This is a genomic window from Paenibacillus sp. FSL R7-0302 (assembly GCF_038006885.1).
Classification (GTDB): domain Bacteria; phylum Bacillota; class Bacilli; order Paenibacillales; family Paenibacillaceae; genus Paenibacillus_AQ.
In genome coordinates this window covers 3,858,051-3,880,364 of sequence record NZ_JBBOWB010000001.1, presented here as the reverse complement: position 1 = coordinate 3,880,364, position 22,314 = coordinate 3,858,051, and the positions used below count along the sequence as shown (strand labels likewise).

Here is a 22,314-nt window from a genome sequence, read left to right as displayed (position 1 = left end):
AGGAGTACTTATATGGAGACTAAGAAGGATAAACTCAAATCCTTATCAAGGGAACAGCTCGCAGGCCTGATTACGAAGTCCAAAGACAGCAAAAAAAGGGATATTGAGAGGGTCGCCAGAACCTCGAATGCGTTCAGCCAGTCCTTTTCACAGCAAAGACAATGGTTTATGGAGCAGTTCATGAACGGAGGCGTATATAATGTCCCGCAGTCCTATCGGCTCAAAGGCGATATAAGACTTGATATTCTGGAAGATGTGCTCAATGCAGTCGTTGAGAAACATGAAAGTCTTAGAACAGTGTTCAACACCATAGACTATATACCGTCACAGATTATCAAACCTTATGAAAGATTCCGGCTGGATATTATTCATTTGGAAGAATACGACGGTGCGATGAGGGATGCAAAGATCCGGGAGGTTAACAGTGAAATTGCAAGACGGCCCTTTGATTTGACTGTAGGCCCTTTGTGGCGGTTCTATGTGTTGAGATTGTCTGCAGAAGAAATCGTCTTAACCCTCTCCCTTCATCATATTATCTGTGATGGCTGGTCCTTCGGTGTAATTATGAATGAAATTGCCGGGGGCTACCGGGACAGGCTTCATGGACAAGTTGCCCGTTCACCGCTCCAGGTACAATATGTCGATTATTCGGAATGGCAGCGTAAAAGAATTGAAGGCGGCCAGCTGGATAATCAGCTGGAGTATTGGATTGGCAAGCTTAAAGATGCACCAAAGGCCATTCATTTACCCTACGATTATAAAAGAGGCAGCACACAGACTTACCGGGGAAGGACGGAGTACTTTCTCATTGAAAAAGAAGCAGTGAAGGCAATGAGCGACAGATGTGTGCAAATGAATGGCTCGATGTACCATATGATGATGTCCGCGCTAACCCTTCTGATGCATGGCTACAGTCTGGATAATAAGCTCTGTATTGGAACACCGGTTGCCAACAGAAACCAGCTTGAATTGGAGAAATTAATCGGCCTGTTCATTAATACGGTAGTTATCCAAAGTGAAATAGCGAGCAGCATGACCTTTGCAGAGTTATTCACCCAGGTTAGAGACCATTGCATGGAAGCCTTTAATCATGCGGAGATTCCGTTTGAGCAAGTGGTCACGGGCCTTGATATTGAACGTCAGATGCAGCATTCACCAGTGTTCCAGGTGCTGTATGTTCAGACCGAGGAGTCGATGCTGAGTGTTAGTATTCCGGGAATTGAGGTTGAAGTACTCCCGGTATCGGTAGAAACGGCACAATTCGATTTGTCCTTGTACGCAACCATTCTGAAGCATGGAATATCTGCCGGGTTCGAGTACAATACGGATCTGTTCGCCCAGGATACCATTCTGCAGATGATTGAGGATTTCAAGCTATTAATCCAGTTGATTACTGAGAATCCTGACCGGACCATCGGGGAATTCGTCTCCTCTATATCGCGTAAGAAAGTAGTGATGACGGTAGTCTCCTCCTTCGAATCCGGACCTGTAGGAGAGCCGATGGAATTCTGGCTGGACAAGCTCCGGATCGACTATAAGCTGCAATTCGCACCGTATAGCCAGATGTTCCAGCAATTGATTGATGATACGGGACTGTTATGCAGAAGCAGTCAGGGTATAGGAATCCTGTTACTCCGTTTGGAAGACTGGATTCAAGGCATGGATGCTAAGGATGCCAGGCTTGCAGCCGTGCTGACGGACAATACGAACCGGTTCATCCAATGTGTCTCCAGCTTTGTGAACAAGCATCAGTCCAAGGTCATTCTGTACCTGTGTCCGGCATCGGATAAAGTCAATCAGATGACTGAAGCCAAGCGGCTCATTCAACAGTCGGAGCAAAAAATAGCTGCGGAATGTGCGAATAACGGGAATATTTCTGTACTTCATGGAGACGAAATCGCTGTGAAATATAAGCTTAGTGAGTATAACGACGGTCTTGGTGATGAAGAAGGGCATGTTCCTTATTTAAGAGAGTATTACACGGCGATGGGCACAGAACTGGTCATGAGTATTTACAATACAGCAATGCAGTCAACGGGCTGAATGATGAGAGGATGCTGACGTTATGACATTAAAAGAGATTGTTGCGGATATTCTGGCCATCCCGGACCAAGAAACGATTCACGAAGACTTGTCACCGCAGAATGCTCCGGAATGGACAAGCCTGAAGCATATCAAGTTAATCACAACCATTGAAGATACCTATAAGGTCAAGTTCACCTTCAAGGAAGTGAAAAGCTTGAAAAATCTTGCCGCCTTTATAACGGTCTTAAAGAGCAAAGGAGTAAGCAATGAAATCTTTGAATAATGCCATTGCCGGGCAGGCGGTTCTGGCGGGAAGCACTAGTGATCATGATCTGGAAAGAATGCTGTTGATCCGTCAATATGAGCTATCGATCCTCGGGCTTTTTTCAAGCGGACATGTCACAGGGACCACTCATACCTGCATGGGACAAGAATATATCCCGGTAGCCTTGAATCCGTTCATTGAAGAAGAAGACTTTGTGATCAGCAATCACCGGGGGCATGGGCATTATATTGCCAGATATGGGGATGCTGAGGGCTTGCTGGCAGAGGTCATGGGCAAACAAGGCGCTGTATGTAATGGAATCGGAGGAAGCCAGCACATTCGCAGAGACCGCTTTATATCTACAGGGATTCAGGCCGAAGGCATAGCAGTAGGCACAGGCATCGCCTGGAGTTATAAATACAAGCAACAAGATAATCTGGTATTTGTCTATATTGGCGACGGAACCTTTGGCAGGGGCTGCGTGTACGAAAGCTTGAACTTTGCCGGCATCTGGAATCTCCCGATGGTCATCGTTGTAGAGAACAATGGAATAGCGATATCAACCCATCAAAGCTACAGCATGTCGGGAAGCATAGAAGGCCGGGTGCGGGGGTTCGATCTTGATTATCTGTGCATCCAGAGCAAAGCTGTTAATGAAATAAGAGAACAGACTGGTGACGCTATACACCGTGTCCGCAAGGAATCCAAACCCCTGGTCATTGAATTCATAACAGATCGGGTCGCGTCCCACAGTAAAGGCGATGACACTAGAAGTGCTGATGAGCTTGAAAGAGTCCGGGAGAATTACTGGTACAACCAAATGAAAGCCAGCGATGAGGCAAGGGTAGATAAGCTTGAAGAAGCTGTCCAGAATCAAATGCAAACGCTGCAGGAACTTGTCATACACAGAGAGGGAGCAGAATGGGCGGACTATGAAAAAAGAAAAAATAAATGAGAATTTGCGACATGCCATTCATCAGCTGATGTGTGAGGACGAGGCAGTCGTTGTAATCGGGGAAGATGTACGTGAGCCTTATGGGGGTGCCTTCAAAATCAACAAGGGATTATCTGATGATTATCCGGACAGAGTGATTGGCACGCCGATAAGTGAAGAGGGATTTGTCAACATGGCAAGCGGAATGGCAATCATGGGCCACAAACCGATCGTGGATATGATGTTTTCGGATTTCACTACATTGTCATTTGATCCTCTGCTCAATTTTGCATCCAAGTCCGTAACCATGTACGGAGACAAGCTGGATCTCAGCATGATTGTCAGATGTGCGAATGGCGGTTACAGGGGGTACGGACCCACACACAGCCAAAGCATGCAAAAATACTTCATGGGCATCCCTAATCTAAGCGTGTATGAGCTGTCTCCTTTTCATGATAATTATGATGTGTTTAACCGGATGTTGAGTGAAAAAAATCCTTGTATTTTTTTTGAAGAAAAAATAATATATTCCCAGTACAGGTATGAAAATGGCGTGATCGATGAGCTTTTCAACTATTCCTTTAAAGGTGACCATGAGAACTGGGCAGTCGCCAGTATAGAAGAAAACAGTGTACCGGATGTTCTTATCCTTTGCCCCGGAGGCTTGGCTTCCATGTGCATGAAAGTGGCTGAAAAGCTGATTATGGCGGATGAAATTGAAGTTAAGGTAGCGGTACCTTCCAAGCTGTATCCCTGCGGAATCGAGGCCATTGTTGAAGATGCGGTTGCAGCCGGCAAGATTCTCATTGTGGAAGAGGGGACCAGCGGGCATACCTGGGGCGAAGGAATAGCGGTCAAATTATATCCATATCTCAATAAGCAGAAGGATGGAGCCATTGAGCTCTTAAGTTCTTCTGACAGCATTATTCCCGCATCCATGTATTATGAAAGCCAGGTACTGGTAGGGGAACAGGACATTTATGAAAGTGTACTGAAGCTGATGAAAATCGCTAAAGAAGGGTGACGGAGGCGGGTATGAGACCAATTGTTGTTCCACAGTTAAATGCGAATGATAACAGCTGCTTGATCCAGAACTTTTATTGCGCTGAGGGCGAATTCATTCATTCCGGTGATCTAATCACCACCTTAGAGACCTCCAAGGCAGCTATTGATGTCGAATGTGAAGCAGACGGCTATTTTTATCCTGCGGCGAAAGAACACACCGATGTGAGGACCGGCGAGGTTATTGCCTTTGTTTTTGAGTCCCTCCAAGAAATGAATACATACAAGGAATTATCCGTGGGCAGTGCCACCGCAGACAGCACGGCCAATTACAAACTTTCCAATCAGGCAGAAGCGTTTGCCGCATTGCACCAATTTTCGCAGCAGGAGCTGTCATCCTTAAATAAGAAATTGATTAAATTAAGTGACTTGGAAGAGCTGCTGAAGCAAAGAATCGATGGGGATGAGTCCCGGATTCTCTTGAGTAAGAATCAAAAACAGGTCTCTAAAACAGTAACCCAATCGCATACGAATATTCCAAACGCATTTTTATTAATGAAAGTATATTGTGATGAAGCTCTAACCGGAATGCGGGAAATCGGTGAGCAGCTTGAGGTCATTGTGGGGTTTGGAGAAGTATTACCGGTGCTGCTGGTAGCGATTAAGGATGAATTCCCGTTGATGTACGGAAAGCTGAAGGATGAAGATACATTTATTCCTGCTGCAGAAGTCAACGTCGGTGTGACCATCGATGTGGGGACAGGTCTCTACATTCCGGTAATTAAAGCTGAACACGCTGGAAGGATTGAGCATACTGCAGAAATAATGATGGAATATAAATATAAAGCATTAAGAAGCAGTTTTGCTGAAACGGATCTGATGGACGGAACGATAACGATTAGTCTGAATACAAGCGCCGATGTTGTCAGCGTTATTCCTATCATTCTGCCGGGACAGACCGGGATGATATCCGTGGGTGCGGTAATGAAGGAATTGGTCCTGAATGAAGGGACAGTGGCAGAAAGAAGCTATATCAATCTTGGCCTGGCGTACGATCATCGTGTAGTGAACGGATTCTATGCGGTCGAATTTTTGGCGCGGCTGAAGAGCAAGATTGAACATTTTGAGATCAATGTGTAAGGTGTGAGCCCGGAAGCGGAGAGTGAAGGAGGAGGATATAGTGAGTGACATGCCGCGCAATATTTATGTATTGTCCAGCTTCACTGCTGATTTACTGGAAGACTATCTTGAAGAAGAGATCAAGGAACTCGGGCTTCAGTCCAAAATTGAAACCGGACCTTATAATCAGATTATTTCCCAGTGCATGGACCCGGACAGCTTATTATTTCAGAAGAAACCGGATTATTTAGTCATCTGGACCCGGTTGGAAGATATGATAGGCCGGAAAGATTTCTATCGGAAAGAGAGCTTTAATTCATGCAAGGCTGATCTGTCGATGTTGATCGAGGCCGTTCTGCATGCCAAGGCGGCACTCCGCTGCAAGCTGATTTTTATGCTCCCCCCTGTCTATGAGAACAGGCCTCTGGGAGCCGGTGACCTGCAAATTATGTACGGTGCAATGGAAACTTCCATGATGCTGCGAAAGTTGATGATAGATAAGCTTAGAGTCGTTGAAGGCATATACCTGGCAGACGGGGAAGAGCTGATCCGCAGATACGGCGCAGGTCAGAGCTATCACATGGGCATGTATGCTTTTGCCAAAGCTCCTTATGTGAATAGCATCTACAAAGAGGCTGCAAGACAGATTAGCCGGCTCATCAAGCTGGATCTGAGAAATAAGCGCAATATCCTTGTATTTGATGCGGATGTCCTATTGTGTGAGCAAGAGGAACAGGAAGGACACGCAGTTCTTCATGAATTGGATGAGCAAAGAGTGGTTACCGATGATTCCTATCTTTTATTTCAGAGCTATCTGCAGGAACTTGTAAGCTGGGGAAATGAAATCATGCTGTGTTCCAGATCCGCTCCAGGACAATTGAATGCCATATTGGACAGGGAAGATCTCATCCTCACCAAGCAAGAATGTAAGTATATGAGCTGTGAGTGTGAATCGATAACAGAAGCAATCCTGCAAATACATAGAGAACATGGCGTTTCACTGGATCAATTCATTGTACTGGATACGAAAGAGCTGTACTTAAGCGGAATACGCCAGCTGCTGCTGCCGGAGGATTCTACACTTTGGATGCAGAGCGTAGAGGCCTCGGGGATTCTGGATTATATATCCGCTGAAGCTTCCCATTACAGCCATGGCGAAGATGTCTTGGCAGACAGCACAGAGGAATACAGTCTGGAGGAATTCCTTCAATCCATCCAGCTGGAAGTCACTCTATGGGAAATCAATGAGCGGCAGGCCGAGAAGATCGAGCATATCCTCCATAATACCAAAGACTTCAACCTGACAGGGTTACTATGGACACAGGAAGAAATCATCGGAGCACTTAACGGGGATAATCAATTGATTTATTCCGTAAAGGTACAAGACAGATTTGGAGATTACGGTACGGCCGGTACCATCATTGGGACAGTTGATAAGCAGAGCTTCAAGGTTGACGCTCTGCTCTTAAATTGCCGGGTGCTCGGTAAAAATGTTGAATATCATTTAATGAAGGAATTAGCCCATAGAATTAGAGAACACCAGTGTGACTCTATAGTGTTCCACTATCAATCCAGCGGCAGGAATGAGAGTGCGGCTCAGTTTCTGGCCAGGATTACCCGCACGGACTTGAAGCGTGTTCACTCAGGTGAAGCCCTGACAATTTCTTGTGAAAAGCTCGCGGATTATGCGAATGAAGCACTCCATCCTAACAAAGCAGACAAAGTAGCAGATACTCCAGACGAACCGCACAAGGCAGACCGCAGCTTCGACCCCTACCAGTTCATTTTCAATAGATGGAATAAGCTGGATGAAGCCGAAAAAGATCAAATTAACGATCTGGTTAGTCATACGCAGTCTATTGAAGAAATAATGAGGGCGATTGCGGATTCGAAAATGAAAACAAGAACAGGCGTTAAGGTTGAATATATGCAGCCGAGAACGGAAACGGAGCAAAAAATCGCCGGCTTGTGGGCAGATATTCTTAACGTTGACAAAGTGGGAGTTTTGGATAACTTTTTCGAGCTTGGCGGAACCTCCATCATGGCGGCCCAGCTCATTGTAAAGTTCAAGAATGCCTTTGATATTATGCTGCCGGTGCGGATTTTCTTCGACAGTTCGTCCATTGAGCAAATGGCGATGTATATTGAAGCGGTCAAAAGCGAGCAAAATAAACAGGATATCAATGAATCCGCCGTAAGTAATTTCCGCTATAAGACACGGGAATTCTTGAAAAATGAGGTGTGGCTGGACGAGGAAATTACCGGAGCAAAGGAACTTCAAGCGTGGGATCATACCCGGGTCCATAACGTCCTTTTGACAGGTGTGACGGGATTCCTTGGGGCATTTCTGCTACAGGAGCTTATCGCTATGACAGATTATCATCTGGTGCTGTTGGTCCGTGCGGACAGTGTGCAGAGCGGCTACGACAGAGTTGTGGCTAATATGAAAATGTACCATTTATGGGACGAAGCTTACAGCAGCAGAATGGAAGTCTGCACGGGTGATCTTGCCAGACCTTTACTCGGCCTACAGCTGCAGGATTTCAACGAATTGGCAGCCCGAGTCGATGCTATCTATCATGCGGGCGCTATCACTAATTTCATGGAGCCTTATAACAAGATTAAAGATGTAAACGTACAGGGAGTTCAGGAGATTTTACGTCTGGCATCCACTCATAAGTTGAAGCAGGTACATTATGTGTCAACTCATTATGTATTCTCTACGCTCTCACACGAAAACGGCTATATCGCATACGAGGATACCATTCCGTCCGATCATGAGGTGCTTGTACTGGGATATCAGCAGAGCAAGTGGGTTGGCGAGAGAATTATAGCTCTGGCCAAAGAGAGAGGCATTCCGGTAAGTATCTACCGCGTCGGCAGAATATCCGGCTCCAGTACCACAGGGGCATGTCAAACCAGAGATATCATGTGGCTTATGATCAAAAGCTGTGTAGAGGCAGGAGTATTGTTCGAGGAGAATGTGAATATAGAATTTATTCCAGTGGATTATGTCAGCAAGTCTATTGTAGCATTGTCCACCCAAGCGGGATCAAGCAACAAAAACTTCCATATTGTCGCCAGTAAAATGAACACCCTAAACCAAGTGTATACCTGGATGAATTCGTACGGGTTCAAGGTTGAAAAAATGCCGTATGAGCAGTGGAAGGATGAGTTGGTGGACAGAGTTGCCGAGAATCCTTATCTGAATACCACCAAGGCTATGCTACCGTTCATTCCGGAAGATATGGGGGAATGGGATGTGGAAATAACCTATGACATTACCAATGTTACCAAAGGCTTGAGTGAAACTGCGATCACATGCCCTGAGGTAGGAGAGGAGGTGTTCAACCGGTATTTGGATTACTTTGTGAAGACAAAGTATTTTGAATTACCCGTTGAGGTCAAGTGAAGGATCAGAAAAGTATACATTATATGATTTTATATGAGGAGGAACAATGATGAAGGAAAGATTGGATGTAATTACAGCAAAGAAAATGAGCCTGTACACTAGCGGGATGTGGGTCTCGCTCCTCATAGGCTTGCTCTATATGGGAATAGGCATTCTGATGCCTATTGATCCGGCGGAGAAATACAGAGGAACGGAATTCTATGAACAAATTGCCGCCCATCCGTTTATTCCGCATTTATGGAGATATATCTTCGTAGCGATCGGCTTCTTGTCCATCTACTGGATATCGACGGCAGTGTCAACAGTGAGATCCAAAAGCTATGAATGGGAAGGCTTTTACAAATGGGTAACCATTGTTGGTTATGGCGGCGCGGGCTTGCTGTCCCTGGAGTGGATGAGAGAAATATTTATTATGAAGGTTATGACTTTGTATTCCACAGGCAATGAAATGTACCGGGTAGCCTTGGAAGTAGCAGCTTTCCCGCTCGACCCTGACTTTATCTGGATGTTTGGCGGCTTTGGATTATGGTATCTGGTGACTTCGCTGTTGGGCAAAAGAAATCAGGTTTTCTCCTCCAAGCTCAACATTTTGGGCATTATCGTCGGACTGGATTTGATCATCACCATGGTTTTTGCAATGACGGATACGATCATTTATTTCGATGGCGGTCAGATGACCGTTATGCAGATTACGGCTCTCCTCGGCGGTATTATGGGAGCTGTGTATCACATCTGGATGTTCTTTGATATGAGAAAGAATAAAGCGATGTTCGAAAAAAGCATTACCACCCTGCTGGAGCAAAAAAAGAGCGCGGCATAAACGATGAAACCAACCTTAACTAAAAACAGGCTCGGCTTTTCTCTCAAGGGCCTGATTATTCTTTTGCTGGTATTGCTTCCTAATCTGTTATTTTACGCATTTGCGGTAAACGGAACTGCCGGAACCGGGGCGGCCTTCGGCAACAGGTATGAAATCCTTAGTTATATTGAACGTTCGAGCCAAATATTGTTAATGCTTGTATTAATATTTCGCGTAAACAAAAGCTCTCCGTCATTGCAAAGCAAATATGTGTTTGGAATGGCCGTATTTTTACTGCTCTATTACGCTTTATGGATTCGCTATTTTGCGGGCGGGATGGACTATACCTTGATCAGCGGGACTTTTTTCGTATTCATGGGGATGTCCATCTTCCCGTCCGTGTATTTCGCTTTAGCAGAGAAATGGCTGGGGGATCATTTGGGAGTAGGGGTCGCCATTACCTTCGGGGTATTCCACACCCTTAACACCTATCTGAATTTTGCAGCTTAATGAGAAGAGTGGAGGATAACATGAAACAAGAGGTTAAACCATGGTTTTTTTTCAAAAGAAACGCTGAAAAGTCCGAAATCAGATTACGTTTGTTTTTGTTCCCTCCTGCCGGTGGAGATGTTTCAACCTTTTTGCACTGGGAAGAGCAGATGCCGCGGGATGTGGAGACCTGCTTTGTCAGGCTGCCTGGCAGAGGGGCCAGAATAACGGAGCCGGCCATTGATAATGTGGATATACTTACAGATCTATTACTCCAGGAAATGAAAGAGTACACTGATGTGCCGTACGTGTTGTTCGGGCATAGCATGGGAGGGCTGGTCTCCTATGAGCTGACGCAAAAAATATATAAACAGGGGCTTCCTTTACCGGAATATGTAATTATCTCAAGCATGAAAGCACCCAACTATATGAACAAGTTCACGGAGAGTCTGACAGAAGACGGCAATGACAAATTATATCTGAAAAGCAACGCTGAATTTATGGATAGAATCATCAGTCTTGGCGGAATCCCGGACGCTTTCAGTGAGAACAGAGAGTTTCTGGAATTAATCCTGCCTACCTTTAGAAAAGACATGAAAATTTGTGAAACGTATAATCCTGAGAGTGCGCAAGCCGTCCCGGTGTCATTTGATATCTATGGCGGGAACCGCGATAGCATTGCTACTAAGAAAGAACTAGAGGGATGGAAGAAATACACCACCCGAAAATACGCACTCACCCTCTTTCAGGGGAACCATTTTTATTTTATGGATAATCCCAATATGCTTCTGTTCCATCTGCGTAATAAATTAATGGATATAGGGAATAGGCTTACGGATCAAGCTCAAAGAGAGGCACTATAACACCGGCTTGCCATTTAAAAAGAGTGGAGGATGAAAGATGAATGTGATTCAAATCGATAACCTGGTCAAAAAATTTGGTGACTATACCGCAGTAAACGGACTCAATCTGTCCATTGAAAAAGGTGAGGTGTTTGGTCTGTTAGGCCCGAATGGAGCCGGCAAGAGTACCACGATTAATCTGGTATGCGGCCTGCTTCATGCGACATCGGGGAACATCAGGCTATTCGGGAATAAGGTGGAGGATGAGAAAAGAAAGCTTGGCTTTGTCCCGCAAAACATTGCCCTGTATGATAATTTCACTGCGTATGAGAACGTTAAGTTCTTTGGTGAGCTGTATGGACTGAAAGGGAAAGAATTGGAGAATGGAATCGATGAAGCCTTGGAATTCACCGGCCTGTCCGATGTCAAACGTAAAAAAGCGAAGACCTTCTCCGGCGGGATGTTAAGACGATTGAATATTGCCACTGCTTTGGTCCATCAACCACAGATTCTTATTATGGATGAGCCAACGGTCGGGATTGATCCGCAGTCCAGAAACCACATCCTGAAGTCTGTCCAGCGGTTAAATGAGAAAGGCGTGACGATTGTCTACACAACACATTATATGGAGGAAGTTGAAGCGATCTGTAATCGCATAGCCATTATTGACAAAGGCCAGGTCATTGCTTCGGGGACAAAGAAAGAATTAACAGATCTGATCAGTGATAAGAAATCTCTGCAGTTAACTGTGGATGATGCCCTTGAACTGGATAAGGAAGCAATCTCCCAAATTGATGGCGTGGTTAATGTGGAAATCAATGACAACCTGATCCAGGTGGAGTCGTTAAAAGAAAATGATAATTTGAATGCAATTATTGCATACGTAAACAGCAAAAATGTGAAAATCAGAAGTATCGGCACCACTGATGTTACTTTGGAAACCGTATTCCTGACATTGACAGGGCGTAAGTTACGCGACTGACCATAGAGTCTAGAGGAAAGGAAGATCATATGTTTCAGATCATAAAGAAAATCATTAAAAATCAAATCAGAAATCCAAAGTGGTTATTATTCTTGATGATATTCCCTATCTTTTTAATGATTCTGATCGGTTCGATTCTGACCGGAGCCTTCTCAGACAAATCAAACCTGACCATGGTTGATGTTGCATTGCTCAATCAATCGGAGGGAATGGCAGCCGAGGTTATTGATGCCTTAACCACAGCCTCTGTATCCATTGAAAAAGATTACGGGATAAAAATGGGCTACACCGGCTCAGAGAAAGAAGGCAAAAAAGAGGCACGGGTGAACAAAAAAGTATTCGTGCACCTGGATAAGGAGAAGATCCTGGTCTACGGAAATGAATCGGAGCCGTTAAATACGGCCAGAGTGGTAGCCTTATTCCGAAGCGTGGCCAGCAGCATCCAGACGGTTAAGGAAGCCTATAAAATTGACGGGGAAAAAGCGATTGAACTGATTGGTGCGGATAATGCCACGTATGAAGTGCCTGTAGAACTGATTCCCTCCAAAAGTGCCATGAGCTCCTATGATTACTATGGGGTGGTGGAATTAACGCTTATGGTGATGTATATGATGCTGATTCCCATTGGGGATTTATTTACGGACAAAAGAACCAAAATCAAAGAGAGAATTTTACTTACAGGACTTAGCCGGGTGAAGTATTATCTTGCCTCCTTGGCCGCGTACTCTATTTTTGCCTTTGTGGTATTTATTCCAGCCTTTATTTTCTCAATAACCTACTTGGATGTGAACTGGGGCAATTATTCTTTATTCATGTACCTGTATATTGTTTTATTTGCCATCTTCAATGTAGCTCTAGGCATGTTAGTGGCCCAATTATTAAAAGCGCGCGGCAAAGTGGATGTGATTCTTTCTGTGATTATCCTGCCGATTTTCTCCTTTCTCGGGGGATCGTATACCCCATTTCCTTACGATATGGACGGTGTATTCGGCAAAGTCTTGCTGGTCTCCCCGTTACGATGGGTGAATATTGGTATTTTAAAAAGTACCTACGCGCATGACAACCAAATGATATGGGTAAGCTCTGCCATATTTCTCCTTTTAATATTCGTCAGTCTATTTATCGTTGTTGCCAAAGAAAAGAAGGAGGAATTAAGAGCATGAGAACATTTTATGCATTAATAAAAAATAACTTAAGAATTACGATAATGCATAAACCGATTTCTTTTCTGTTAATGACCATCACTCCGATTATCGTCTTAATCATTGCCAGTAAAATGGTCAGTTACTCGACAACCTTTGTTAACGTGGGTATTGTGGATGGAGATCAAACCCGGGCCTCGGAAGCCATCACCCAAATTGTTGACGGTCTGGAGGGCATCAAGGTCTTCAAGATGAATGAGAATGAAGTGGAGGCCAATTTTCAAAGTAATAAAATAAATACAGCTTTGGTCATCCACAGCGGATTCCAGGATGGGTTGTTAAATAATTCTATTGAGCAGCTTGTGGTGAAAGGAAACGAAGAGCAGAATGTATATACGTTGCTTCAGGCTATCCTCAAAAATCATTTGCTCAATTTGCGCAACCTGGGCAAGATTTCAGGGGGGGATGCTGCTGTATTCGAGAATGCGGTAGGCAATTATATCGCCAGCTCTGAGTTTGTGGAGAAAACCTCTCTTAACGATTTGTATACGGAATACAACAACTCCAATATCTTTGTCGGTTTTTTGATCTTGTTTATTTTCTTCAATTCCTCGGCCATAGCGAATGTAATTAATATTGACAGGGAGCGCAATATTTACTCCAGGATCTTCCTCTCTCCGGCTAAAGTATGGATGTATTATCTGTCCAATGTACTCTGCAATTTGGTCATTGTCGCCTTTCAAATTCTGGCCGCAATCCTCAGCATGGAATACTTCACGAATACCTCCATTGGCGTGGAGCCCGGTGTGCTGTTCTTGATTCTCTTCCTGACGGCTATGGTGGCTGTCTCCTTGGGGACATTCTATGTTTCCATTACGGAAGAGGCAGATGCTGCTTCCATGATTTCCAATTTTGCGAACCTGCTGATTGTTATTTTGGGCGGCTGCTTTATTCAGGTGGAACTGTTTCCTAAATTAATCAATGCCATTTCCTATATTTCACCGGCTAGATGGGCTATGGGAAGTATTCTGGATTTACAGCAAGGATTAACCTTAGGGGATATAGCTGGTAAGGCGTCTTTACTGGGCGGCATGGCAGCGGTGATTCTAGCCATATCGGTCATCATAACCAGCAAGCGGGAAAAGAAATTCAGAAGTCTGTCCTAAAGTGGCAACGAATTCAACTAGACAAGGATAGGAATATAACTATGGCAGAACTCTATTATATTAATATCGAAGACCCCATAAGTGCTGAAGATTATCAGACGTTACTGGCTGCATGTGCTTCAGACAAAAGGGAAGCCTTACACAAATTCAGATTTGAGGCAGACCGAAAAAGAACCTTGTACGGGGAAGTGCTGGCCAGATTCATGATCGCCAAGAAAACCGGAGTTACGATGAAAGACATTGAATTTGACAAAAATTCATACGGAAAACCTTATGTAAAGGATCAGAATGAGGTATTTTACAATATATCTCATTCTGGAAAGTATGTAGTCTGCGGATTGGATACTGAGGATATTGGCATAGATATTGAAGAAATCCGGGACATTGATTTGGATATTGCTAAACGCTTCTTCCATGTCAAAGAATATGAGGATATCATTTCTCGGGAAATAGGAGAGCAGGTTCATTCGCTGTATGATTACTGGACGTTAAAAGAAAGTTATATTAAGTTTTTGGGCGTCGGGCTGAGTAAGCCGCTGAACTCATTTTATTTCATGATTAACGGAGAATCCGTACAGCTCTGCTCCCAAGAAGACCATAGAGTTTATTTTAACCGTTACTGGCTGCAGGATAATTACAGGCTTGCCGTTTGTGTAAGCACACCTGATCATATCCATATGGAAAAAATATCACTTCATGACCTTGTAGCCTATATTAAGAGTGAAAGTTAATGGATAAAATCTGGTAAGGAGTTCCTGGCATGAAGAAAATAGTTGCGATTTCCGGAGCATTAAGCACTTTGTTTTTTTTGATACATCTTATAGTGGCCTGTATCTATTACGCAGGAATCATGCCGTATGGATATATTCATATGACAATCGGCGGAATTCTGTCCATTGTCATGTCCGTCCATATGCTTTCCGCGATCTTCCTGATGGTGAAAAATCGCCAAAGGGATAAACAAGCCAAGCAATATCCGCAGCTCAATATGGGCACTGTAATCCAGTCCGCAACGGGTATTTTCACAGGGATATTTTTATTGGTGCATATCCTGGTGATTGAATTAAGTAAACGGATAGACGGGACTATGTTTAATATTATTTATGTTTCAGCAGAGTTTTTGTTTCTCTTAACTGTAGGTCTGCATATGGCCATCAGTGTACCCAAACTCTTTATATCCATGGGAGTCATTAAAAAACGGGAGCATTACCCGCTCTTCATCAGAGGGACCTATGTCTTCTTAGCCTTGGTGCTGGTGATGTATATGGGGTCCCAAATTGTGTTCTGGGCAGCATAGACAGCCGGGTGAACCTTGTTGTCTGAGGGAGAGAGAGGAGTGTCAGCATTCGGATGAAGAATATACTTGTAATGGGCAGCGGCCTGGCCGGAATGACGGCAGCGCTGAAGCTTGTGGAAGAAGGAGCAGCTGTTACCTTGGTGTCACCGGCGTATTCAGAGAGAGCGCAGTCTGTAATGGCCATGGGCGGAATTAATGCTGCCCTGAATACCAAACAAGAAGATGATTCGATAGATGAGCATTTTGCGGATACCATGCGGGGAGGCAGTGAGCTTAATGACCCTGAAGCCGTGGCTAATCTGGTACGGAGGGCTCCGGAGATCATCCGCTGGCTTGAAGAAATCGGTGTGAATTTCACCCGGGATGAGAAGGGCAGAGTGGATTTACGGAATTTCGGCGGACAAAAAAAGAAACGTACTGCCTACGCGGGTGCGCGTACCGGTAAACAAATTGCCACAGCTATTATAGCAAAATGCCGGAAATATGAAGCTGCAGGACAAATCAAGCGGCTGACGGGCTGGAGATTCCACTCCCTATTAATAGAGGGCCAGGAATGTGCGGGTGCTGTTCTGCTGCACGAAAACACGAACGAATTGAAAAGCCTGGTTGCCGATGCAGTGATTATGGCCGTCGGAGGGCCGAATGGCGTTTTCGGAAAAACTACCGGCTCCAGATTAAATGATGGCTATGCCGCAGGAATGCTGCTTGAACAAGGGGTCGAATTTTCCAATCTGGAGATGATTCAATATCATCCTACAACAGTACATACCCCTTCCAAACGTATGCTGATTACGGAGGCTGCACGTGGCGTCGGAGGAAGATTGTACGTCATTAGAGAGGGGCAGCCCTGGTACTTCATGGAGGAGTGGTTTCCGGGATATGGGGCATTAATGCCGCGTGATGTGGTGAGTCAGAGTATCTATAAAGTATGTAATGAGATGAAGCTGGGCATTAACGGGAGCCAGGAGGTTTATTTGGATGTCTCTCATCTGTCCCCGGAAATTATTGATGTACAGTTAGACGAAGTTGTCAGCATCTGTTCGAAATTCTTAAAGGTCAACCCGTATAAGGAACCCATTCCGGTTGCTCCAGGGATTCATTACTTTATGGGGGGAATCAAGACGGATAAGAATCATACAACGAATCTGGCGAGACTTTTTGCCGCAGGAGAATGCTCCGCTCAATATCATGGGGCAAACAGACTGGGCGGAAATTCGTTACTAGGCGCGATTTGTGGAGGATGGGTTGCAGCCGAAAGCTCTCTAAGGGTCAGCCCAATGGATACTGCTGCCGCAGACAAAATAGGTGAACAGCAGCTGGAGACAGCAAAACAGGAGCTGCAGCATTGGGAGAAGAGGGCGAACACTTCTATAAAAGGCTATTTTCAGATCAAACAAGAATTATCAGAGCTTATGTACGGCGCCATGGGTATATATAGAAAAGAGAGACAGCTGCTTGAAGCGAAAAAAAGGCTGGAGGAAATGAACAACGACACCGCAGAGTCATGGTATCATCATCATTTTTATGAATACAAAACTTTATCAGCCAATATTGTATTGGCAAGGGGAATGGTCGAGTCGGCATTGGCCAGAAAAGAGAGCCGGGGGGCACATCAGAGAATCGATTATAGTGAAAAAAATGATAAACAATTCAAGAAATCTACGAATGCAGTATTTCTGAATAATAGTATCTGCATTGAGTTTAATTAAGAAAAGAGGCAGTACTATGAGTATCAGGATTAATATCAAGCGGCAGGAAGATGCAACGAAGGAAGCGTACTGGCAGAATTTTGAATACTCGGGTGAATTACATGTATCCATAGGGACTCTAATTAATAATCTGAATAGTGAAATGCTCGAAAGGGATGAGGGAGAACGGCCGATACGCTGGGACTGCAGCTGTGAACAGGGACTTTGCGGAGCATGTGCAATGGTGGTTAATGAGAAGCCGGTACTGTCCTGCCAATTATTTTGCGATGATCTGGTACAAGAGAACAATGAAATTACGATTCATCCCCTAAGTAAATTCCCTGTCATAAGCGATTTGGCAGTGGACCGGAGTCAAATGTTCGAAGTGATGAAGGACATGAAGCTATGGCTGGAAGAGCCGGCAAAGGTTAGAACCGCCAATTTAACGCTGCAATATGAAGTGTCCCAATGCCTGATGTGCGGCAGTTGTCTGGAGGTCTGTCCCAATTATAGCCTGGGTGAATTATTTACTGGAATGTCCTCTGCGATGTCGATGACTAATCTGACCTTATTAAGTGAGGACAAAGCCTATAAAAAACAATATACCCAAAGAGTATATGATGGCTGTTCCAAATCTCTTGCCTGCCAGGAGGTTTGCCCCATGGACATTCCGATTGTGGAGGCGATCTCCAAAATGAATAGAGTATCGGTCTGGGGAATGTGGAATATGTTTGGGAAGCATGGATAAGATGAAACTGATGAATGACATTACCAAACTACGATAGCGGAGGACACACCATGAAACAACTCTACATCAAGCAAAAGGTATTCAGCATAGGCGAGAAGTTCACGGTGAAGGATGAGCGGGAACAGGATGTGTATTACGTGGAGGGCAGCTTCATGCGGATTCCAAAGACCTTCTCGATTATGAATGCAGGCGGAAGGGAAGTTGCACAGATTACGAAGAAGGTGTTCAGCTTCCTGCCCAAGTTCTTCGTGGAAGCGGATGGCCGTGAGGTGCTCACCATTAAGAAGGAGCTGTCGTTCTTCAAGGCGCGCTATTCGATAGATTCGGCGGATATTGAGGTGCACGGGAACTGGTGGGATATGGATTTCCAGGTTTTGCAGCGCGGAGCGGTCGTCGGGGAAGTGAGCAAGAAGTGGTTCACTTGGGGCGACAGCTACAGTGTTGAGGTGTTGAATGAGGAGCTGGAGGCGATCATCATCGCGATTGTGGTCGCCATTGATTGTGTGAAGAGTGATGAAGCCTCGGCTTCTAATCAGTAGCGATTAACAATCCTTTCAATTAGACCCTCTCCGGGCGGAGAGGGTCTTTGACATGCACGGGCAAGGTGTGCTGCAAGATCACGAGTTCGCACCGGTGCTGGCCAAGTGCTGGTGGCCGTGTGTCGGCAAGTATTATGATCTGGTCTGCATAAATGCCGGAATTCCCGACAGGCTCTGGAGTTACGGCGGCGAAGCCCCGGTATTGGCCTGCCGCTGGTAATTTCGCGGTGTATATCCGGTCACCTGCTTGAATTGCCGGCAGAAATGCTCCACATTCGGATAGCCGCACCGTGCTGCGATATCAGCGATGCTCTCTGTGCTGTGGATGAGGTATTCCTTGGCCATGCGGATGCGGCTGTTAATGACATCCTCCATACAGGAGAATCCGAAGGTTTTTTTGTAGATATTCTGAAGATAGCCTGAACTGATCTCCAGCACACCGGCCATTCTGGCTACGGTCCAGTACTCCCCGGGATTGGTCTGAATGGACGTGCGCAGCTTCAGCAGCTTGTAATATTGCGGGGTAATATTGTCCTGGAAATAGGATTCCCACAGCTTGTTGAACAGCGCGCGCAGGAGCAGATCGATGGAAGAGGACTTACAGTCGCCGCCCATATGATGCTCGGTGGCCAGCAGCTCAAGCAGCTTTTGGCAATAGTCAGGGTCGCTAAGCGCAAAAGGAATGCCCAAGGGAAGCGGTGATTCCGTAATATAAGGCTCACTTGATTCAAAACGAATCCAGTCATTGATGAACTGGCCGGCGCAGGCCTGATAATAGACCTTCTGCTGCGGCTGGTAGAGAACTACGCTGTGCGCAGGGTATTGCTTGAGTCCGCCATGCACCCAGAATAGCGCCGGAGTCTTGGTAATGACCAGGAGCCAATGCGCACCGGCGGGGACATCTACAACGAAATTCGAAGCGTGTGTCGTATTGCACTCGACATAGTGTATAAGGGCCATTTCCATTCTCCTCCCGGCAAACATGCTTAATTATAGCACGGTTTTTTTATGTTTTTGTCAATGCCGGATAAGTGAAGTAAAAATGTGAGCGTTGTCAATAAATAGGTGTCTCCCCCATAATGAAAGCGTAACCAAATAATGACCACAAACATTGAACTGGGGGTTGACTATGAACACAGGTACAAGAAAAGGTCCGGGCCTACGGAAGAGTACGTCCATCCTGTTGTTGTCTGCACTTCTACTGTCTGCATGCTCAGGCAAGCTGGAGTCTGGTAACAGCGGCAAGGAGGCGGCAGCCGGTAATGATCCGAAGGCAAGCGCAGCTGTAGATGAGAGTCCACTTGGCAAATACGATCCTCCGATTGAGGTGTCGTTCGTCAGAGACTTGGGTGATGTGGTGGAGAATAACGTGCTTGGCGTATTGAAGGATGAGACGATTGATAACAACCGCTGGACCCAGCTGTATGAGGATCAGCTCGGCATCAAGATTAAGTATAACTGGATTGTGAAGGGCAGCCAGACCTCGGATCAATACTTGCAGAAAATCAATGTCACCCTGGCCTCCGGGGATCTGCCGGATGTAACGCCGGTCAACGCCACCCAGCTCAAGCAGTTGGCCGATTCAGACCAGCTTGAGGATATGACAGCTTTATATGAAAAGTATGCTTCCCCGTTCACCAAGAAGGTGCTGTCGGGAGAAGGCACGAGTGTATTCGATGCCGCGACCTTCGACGGCAAGCTGATGGCTATCCCGAGCCTGGAATCCTCCATTGAACGCTCGATGTATATCTGGATCCGGACAGACTGGCTGGAGAAGCTCGGTATGCAGCCGCCGAAGACGATGGCGGATGTCCTGGCGATCTCTGAAGCGTTCGCTGATAAGGACCCCGACGGAAACGGGAAGAAGGATACCTACGGCCTTGGCATTACCAAGGATCTGTGGGGCGGGGCGATGGGACTGGAAGGCTTCATGGCCGGGTATAATGCCTATCCGAACATCTGGCTGGATGACGGAACCGGCAAGCTGGTCTACGGCAGCATTCAGCCGGAAGTGAAGAAAGCGCTTCAGGTGTTGCAGGATATGGCCAAGAAGGGGCAGCTAGATCAGGAGTTCGGCGTGAAGGACGGCGGCAAGGTCTCTGAGCTGATCTCGGCCGGCAAGATTGGGATGGAGTACGGCGAGCAGTGGAATTCCATCTGGCCGCTGCAGCTGAACCGGGACAATGATCCCAAGGCGCAGTGGCAGGCCTTCCCGATTGTCTCGGAATCGGGCGACACGCCGAAGGTGCCGCTGAAATTCAGCACGACCCGCTTTTTCGCGGTCAAGAAAGGCGCTGCCCATCCGGAAGCAGTGATCAAATTGTTCAACCTGCATCTGGAGAAGAATTGGGGCGAGACAGCCGAATTCGATAAATACTTTGCGCCGCCGGAAGCGGAGAGTGTCTGGCAGCTGTCTCCGGTAACGCCATATCCGGTAACGAAGAACGTAGACGCGTTCCGTGAGATTGATGCCGCCCGCAAGGCCGGTGACTTCTCGAAGCTGGTGGGGGAAGCCAAGACCATCCAGGAGAAGCTGGAATCGTATGCTTCAGGCACATCGGAAGGCTTCGCCCTGTGGGGCTGGGAACGGATCTATGGCGAGCAGGGCTCCATGGGCATAGCCGACCAGTACATCAAGAATGACCAGTTCATTCAGGAGAAGTTCGTCGGCGCTCCGACTCCGACCATGGTTGAGCGCAAGACCACGCTTGAGAAGCAGCAGAATGAAATGTTTGTCAAAATCATTCTGGGTGATCCTATCGATAAGTTCGACCAGTTCGTGAAGGACTGGAAGAAGCTGGGCGGCGATCAAATTACGCAAGAGGTCAACGAATGGTACGCAGCGACTAAGAAATAAAGCGCCTCTGGAGGAAGAAAACGACCTTTTCTTCCTCCATTCCATTCTTGCCTGCAGATGTGGAGGATAACGATGAGAACAAAACTGCGAAAAGAACTGCCGCTCCATTTGATGCTTTTGCCGGGACTGGTGATGATCATTCTGTTCTCTTACGTCCCCATGGCCGGTGTCATGATTGCATTTCAGAAATTCATCCCTGCCAAGGGCTTGTTCGGGGATCAGAAGTGGGTGGGCCTTGATAACTTCGAATATGTGATGAACCTGCCAAGCTTCACACAGGTGCTGTGGAATACGCTGTTTATTTCGAGTCTCAAGCTGATTCTGGGCCTGATTATTCCGCTGGTGTTCGCGATTCTGCTGAACGAGCTGGCCAGTAATGTAATCAAGCGTTCCGTACAGACAGCGATCTATCTGCCGTATTTCTTGTCCTGGGTCGTGCTTGGCGGCATCTTGATTGATATTCTGTCTCCATCGGGCGGGATTGTGAATGAATTCCTCGGATGGTTCGGCGTCTCCAAGATCTTCTTCCTCGGTGACAATGACTGGTTCCCCTTCACGCTGATTGCCTCGGATGTGTGGAAGAACTTCGGCTACGGCACGATTGTATATCTGGCGGCCATAACGGGTATCGATCCCGGGTTATATGAAGCAGCTACCATTGACGGCGCGAACCGCTGGCACAAGACCTGGCATATTACCATTCCGGGCATCCGTATGGTCATCGTCCTGCTGTCGGTACTCAGTCTGGGACAGCTGTTGAATGCGGGCTTCGATCAGGTCTTCAATCTGTACAGTCCGCAGGTCTATGAGAGCGGGGATATCCTGGATACCTTCGTTTACCGGATCGGTCTGCTGGACGCACAGTACGGCGTAGCGACTGCCGTCGGCTTCTTTAAATCGATCATATCGCTCACCTTAATTTCCAGCTCGTATTTCCTGGCTTACCGTTTCGCCAAATACCGGATTTTTTAGAGGAGGGTGCTCCCTTGCAGCAACCGCTTACGCCTA

The 22,314-nt window shown here is 46.2% G+C and carries 21 protein-coding genes; 20 read left to right on the top strand and 1 reads right to left on the bottom strand.

The annotated features are described in order from the left end of the window. The first annotated feature begins 12 nt into the window (after positions 1-12). The 18 genes from MKY96_RS16955 to MKY96_RS16870 are packed head-to-tail and all read left to right on the top strand — an operon-like array spanning position 13 to position 18,669. Entirely contained in the window at positions 13-2,043 is a 2,031-nt protein-coding gene (locus tag MKY96_RS16955) for a condensation domain-containing protein (protein WP_340941816.1), read from the top strand. Positions 2,044-2,065: 22 nt separating this feature from the next. Further along, positions 2,066-2,308, top strand: coding sequence for an acyl carrier protein (locus MKY96_RS16950; RefSeq protein WP_076073529.1), 243 nt, complete (start codon positions 2,066-2,068; stop codon positions 2,306-2,308). Then, the gene (locus tag MKY96_RS16945) at positions 2,292-3,245 is read left to right on the top strand and encodes a thiamine pyrophosphate-dependent dehydrogenase E1 component subunit alpha (protein WP_340941815.1); all 954 of its coding nucleotides are present in this window, start codon (positions 2,292-2,294) and stop codon (positions 3,243-3,245) included. Before MKY96_RS16950 ends, MKY96_RS16945 begins: the two co-directional genes overlap by 17 nt. Next, positions 3,223-4,248, top strand: a complete 1,026-nt coding sequence (locus MKY96_RS16940; protein ID WP_340941813.1) for an alpha-ketoacid dehydrogenase subunit beta — start codon at positions 3,223-3,225, stop codon at positions 4,246-4,248. Before MKY96_RS16945 ends, MKY96_RS16940 begins: the two co-directional genes overlap by 23 nt. A gap of 11 nt (positions 4,249-4,259) precedes the next feature. Then, positions 4,260-5,366 carry a 2-oxo acid dehydrogenase subunit E2 gene (locus tag MKY96_RS16935; RefSeq protein ID WP_340941809.1) on the top strand — a complete coding sequence of 369 codons (1,107 nt, stop codon included), beginning with the start codon at positions 4,260-4,262 and terminating at the stop codon, positions 5,364-5,366. Positions 5,367-5,415: 49 nt separating this feature from the next. Continuing rightward, complete coding sequence (locus MKY96_RS16930; RefSeq protein WP_340944605.1) at positions 5,416-8,757, top strand: thioester reductase domain-containing protein; 3,342 nt, start codon at positions 5,416-5,418, stop codon at positions 8,755-8,757. A 49-nt stretch (positions 8,758-8,806) separates the two neighbouring features. Then, positions 8,807-9,577: a hypothetical protein gene (locus MKY96_RS16925; RefSeq protein ID WP_076073539.1), complete on the top strand. Its 771-nt coding sequence runs from the start codon at positions 8,807-8,809 to the stop codon at positions 9,575-9,577. A gap of 3 nt (positions 9,578-9,580) precedes the next feature. Then, complete coding sequence (locus MKY96_RS16920; RefSeq protein WP_340941808.1) at positions 9,581-10,066, top strand: hypothetical protein; 486 nt, start codon at positions 9,581-9,583, stop codon at positions 10,064-10,066. A 20-nt stretch (positions 10,067-10,086) separates the two neighbouring features. Further along, on the top strand, positions 10,087-10,908 hold the full coding sequence (locus MKY96_RS16915; protein WP_340941807.1) for a thioesterase II family protein: 822 nt from the start codon (positions 10,087-10,089) through the stop codon (positions 10,906-10,908). A 37-nt stretch (positions 10,909-10,945) separates the two neighbouring features. Next, positions 10,946-11,869: an ABC transporter ATP-binding protein gene (locus tag MKY96_RS16910; protein ID WP_076073545.1), complete on the top strand. Its 924-nt coding sequence runs from the start codon at positions 10,946-10,948 to the stop codon at positions 11,867-11,869. Positions 11,870-11,898: 29 nt separating this feature from the next. Further along, positions 11,899-13,032, top strand: coding sequence for an ABC transporter permease (locus MKY96_RS16905; protein ID WP_340941805.1), 1,134 nt, complete (start codon positions 11,899-11,901; stop codon positions 13,030-13,032). After that, on the top strand, positions 12,942-14,177 hold the full coding sequence (locus MKY96_RS16900) for an ABC transporter permease (RefSeq protein WP_340941803.1): 1,236 nt from the start codon (positions 12,942-12,944) through the stop codon (positions 14,175-14,177). The genes MKY96_RS16905 and MKY96_RS16900 overlap by 91 nt, the downstream gene beginning before the upstream one ends. A gap of 41 nt (positions 14,178-14,218) precedes the next feature. Further along, positions 14,219-14,908: a 4'-phosphopantetheinyl transferase family protein gene (locus tag MKY96_RS16895; RefSeq protein ID WP_340941801.1), complete on the top strand. Its 690-nt coding sequence runs from the start codon at positions 14,219-14,221 to the stop codon at positions 14,906-14,908. A gap of 29 nt (positions 14,909-14,937) precedes the next feature. Next, the gene (locus MKY96_RS16890) at positions 14,938-15,474 is read left to right on the top strand and encodes a hypothetical protein (protein ID WP_340941799.1); all 537 of its coding nucleotides are present in this window, start codon (positions 14,938-14,940) and stop codon (positions 15,472-15,474) included. Positions 15,475-15,527: 53 nt separating this feature from the next. Continuing rightward, positions 15,528-17,183 (top strand): FAD-dependent oxidoreductase, encoded by a 1,656-nt coding sequence (locus MKY96_RS16885; RefSeq protein WP_340941798.1) that lies wholly within the window; start codon positions 15,528-15,530, stop codon positions 17,181-17,183. Between the two features lie 16 nt (positions 17,184-17,199). Beyond that, positions 17,200-17,910, top strand: coding sequence for a 2Fe-2S iron-sulfur cluster-binding protein (locus tag MKY96_RS16880; protein ID WP_340941797.1), 711 nt, complete (start codon positions 17,200-17,202; stop codon positions 17,908-17,910). Between the two features lie 50 nt (positions 17,911-17,960). Then, positions 17,961-18,449: an LURP-one-related/scramblase family protein gene (locus tag MKY96_RS16875; RefSeq protein ID WP_340941796.1), complete on the top strand. Its 489-nt coding sequence runs from the start codon at positions 17,961-17,963 to the stop codon at positions 18,447-18,449. Between the two features lie 52 nt (positions 18,450-18,501). After that, on the top strand, positions 18,502-18,669 hold the full coding sequence (locus MKY96_RS16870; RefSeq protein WP_340941795.1) for a hypothetical protein: 168 nt from the start codon (positions 18,502-18,504) through the stop codon (positions 18,667-18,669). Here the strand turns inward: MKY96_RS16870 and MKY96_RS16865 are convergent. Next, positions 18,630-19,409 (bottom strand): helix-turn-helix transcriptional regulator, encoded by a 780-nt coding sequence (locus MKY96_RS16865; protein WP_340941794.1) that lies wholly within the window; start codon positions 19,407-19,409, stop codon positions 18,630-18,632. The two genes, MKY96_RS16870 and MKY96_RS16865, sit on opposite strands and share 40 nt — an antisense overlap. A gap of 169 nt (positions 19,410-19,578) precedes the next feature. Between MKY96_RS16865 and MKY96_RS16860 the strand changes: the two genes are divergently transcribed. Next, positions 19,579-21,306 (top strand): extracellular solute-binding protein, encoded by a 1,728-nt coding sequence (locus MKY96_RS16860; protein WP_340941792.1) that lies wholly within the window; start codon positions 19,579-19,581, stop codon positions 21,304-21,306. A 72-nt stretch (positions 21,307-21,378) separates the two neighbouring features. After that, positions 21,379-22,278 (top strand): ABC transporter permease, encoded by a 900-nt coding sequence (locus tag MKY96_RS16855; RefSeq protein WP_340941791.1) that lies wholly within the window; start codon positions 21,379-21,381, stop codon positions 22,276-22,278. Positions 22,279-22,314 lie beyond the last annotated feature (36 nt).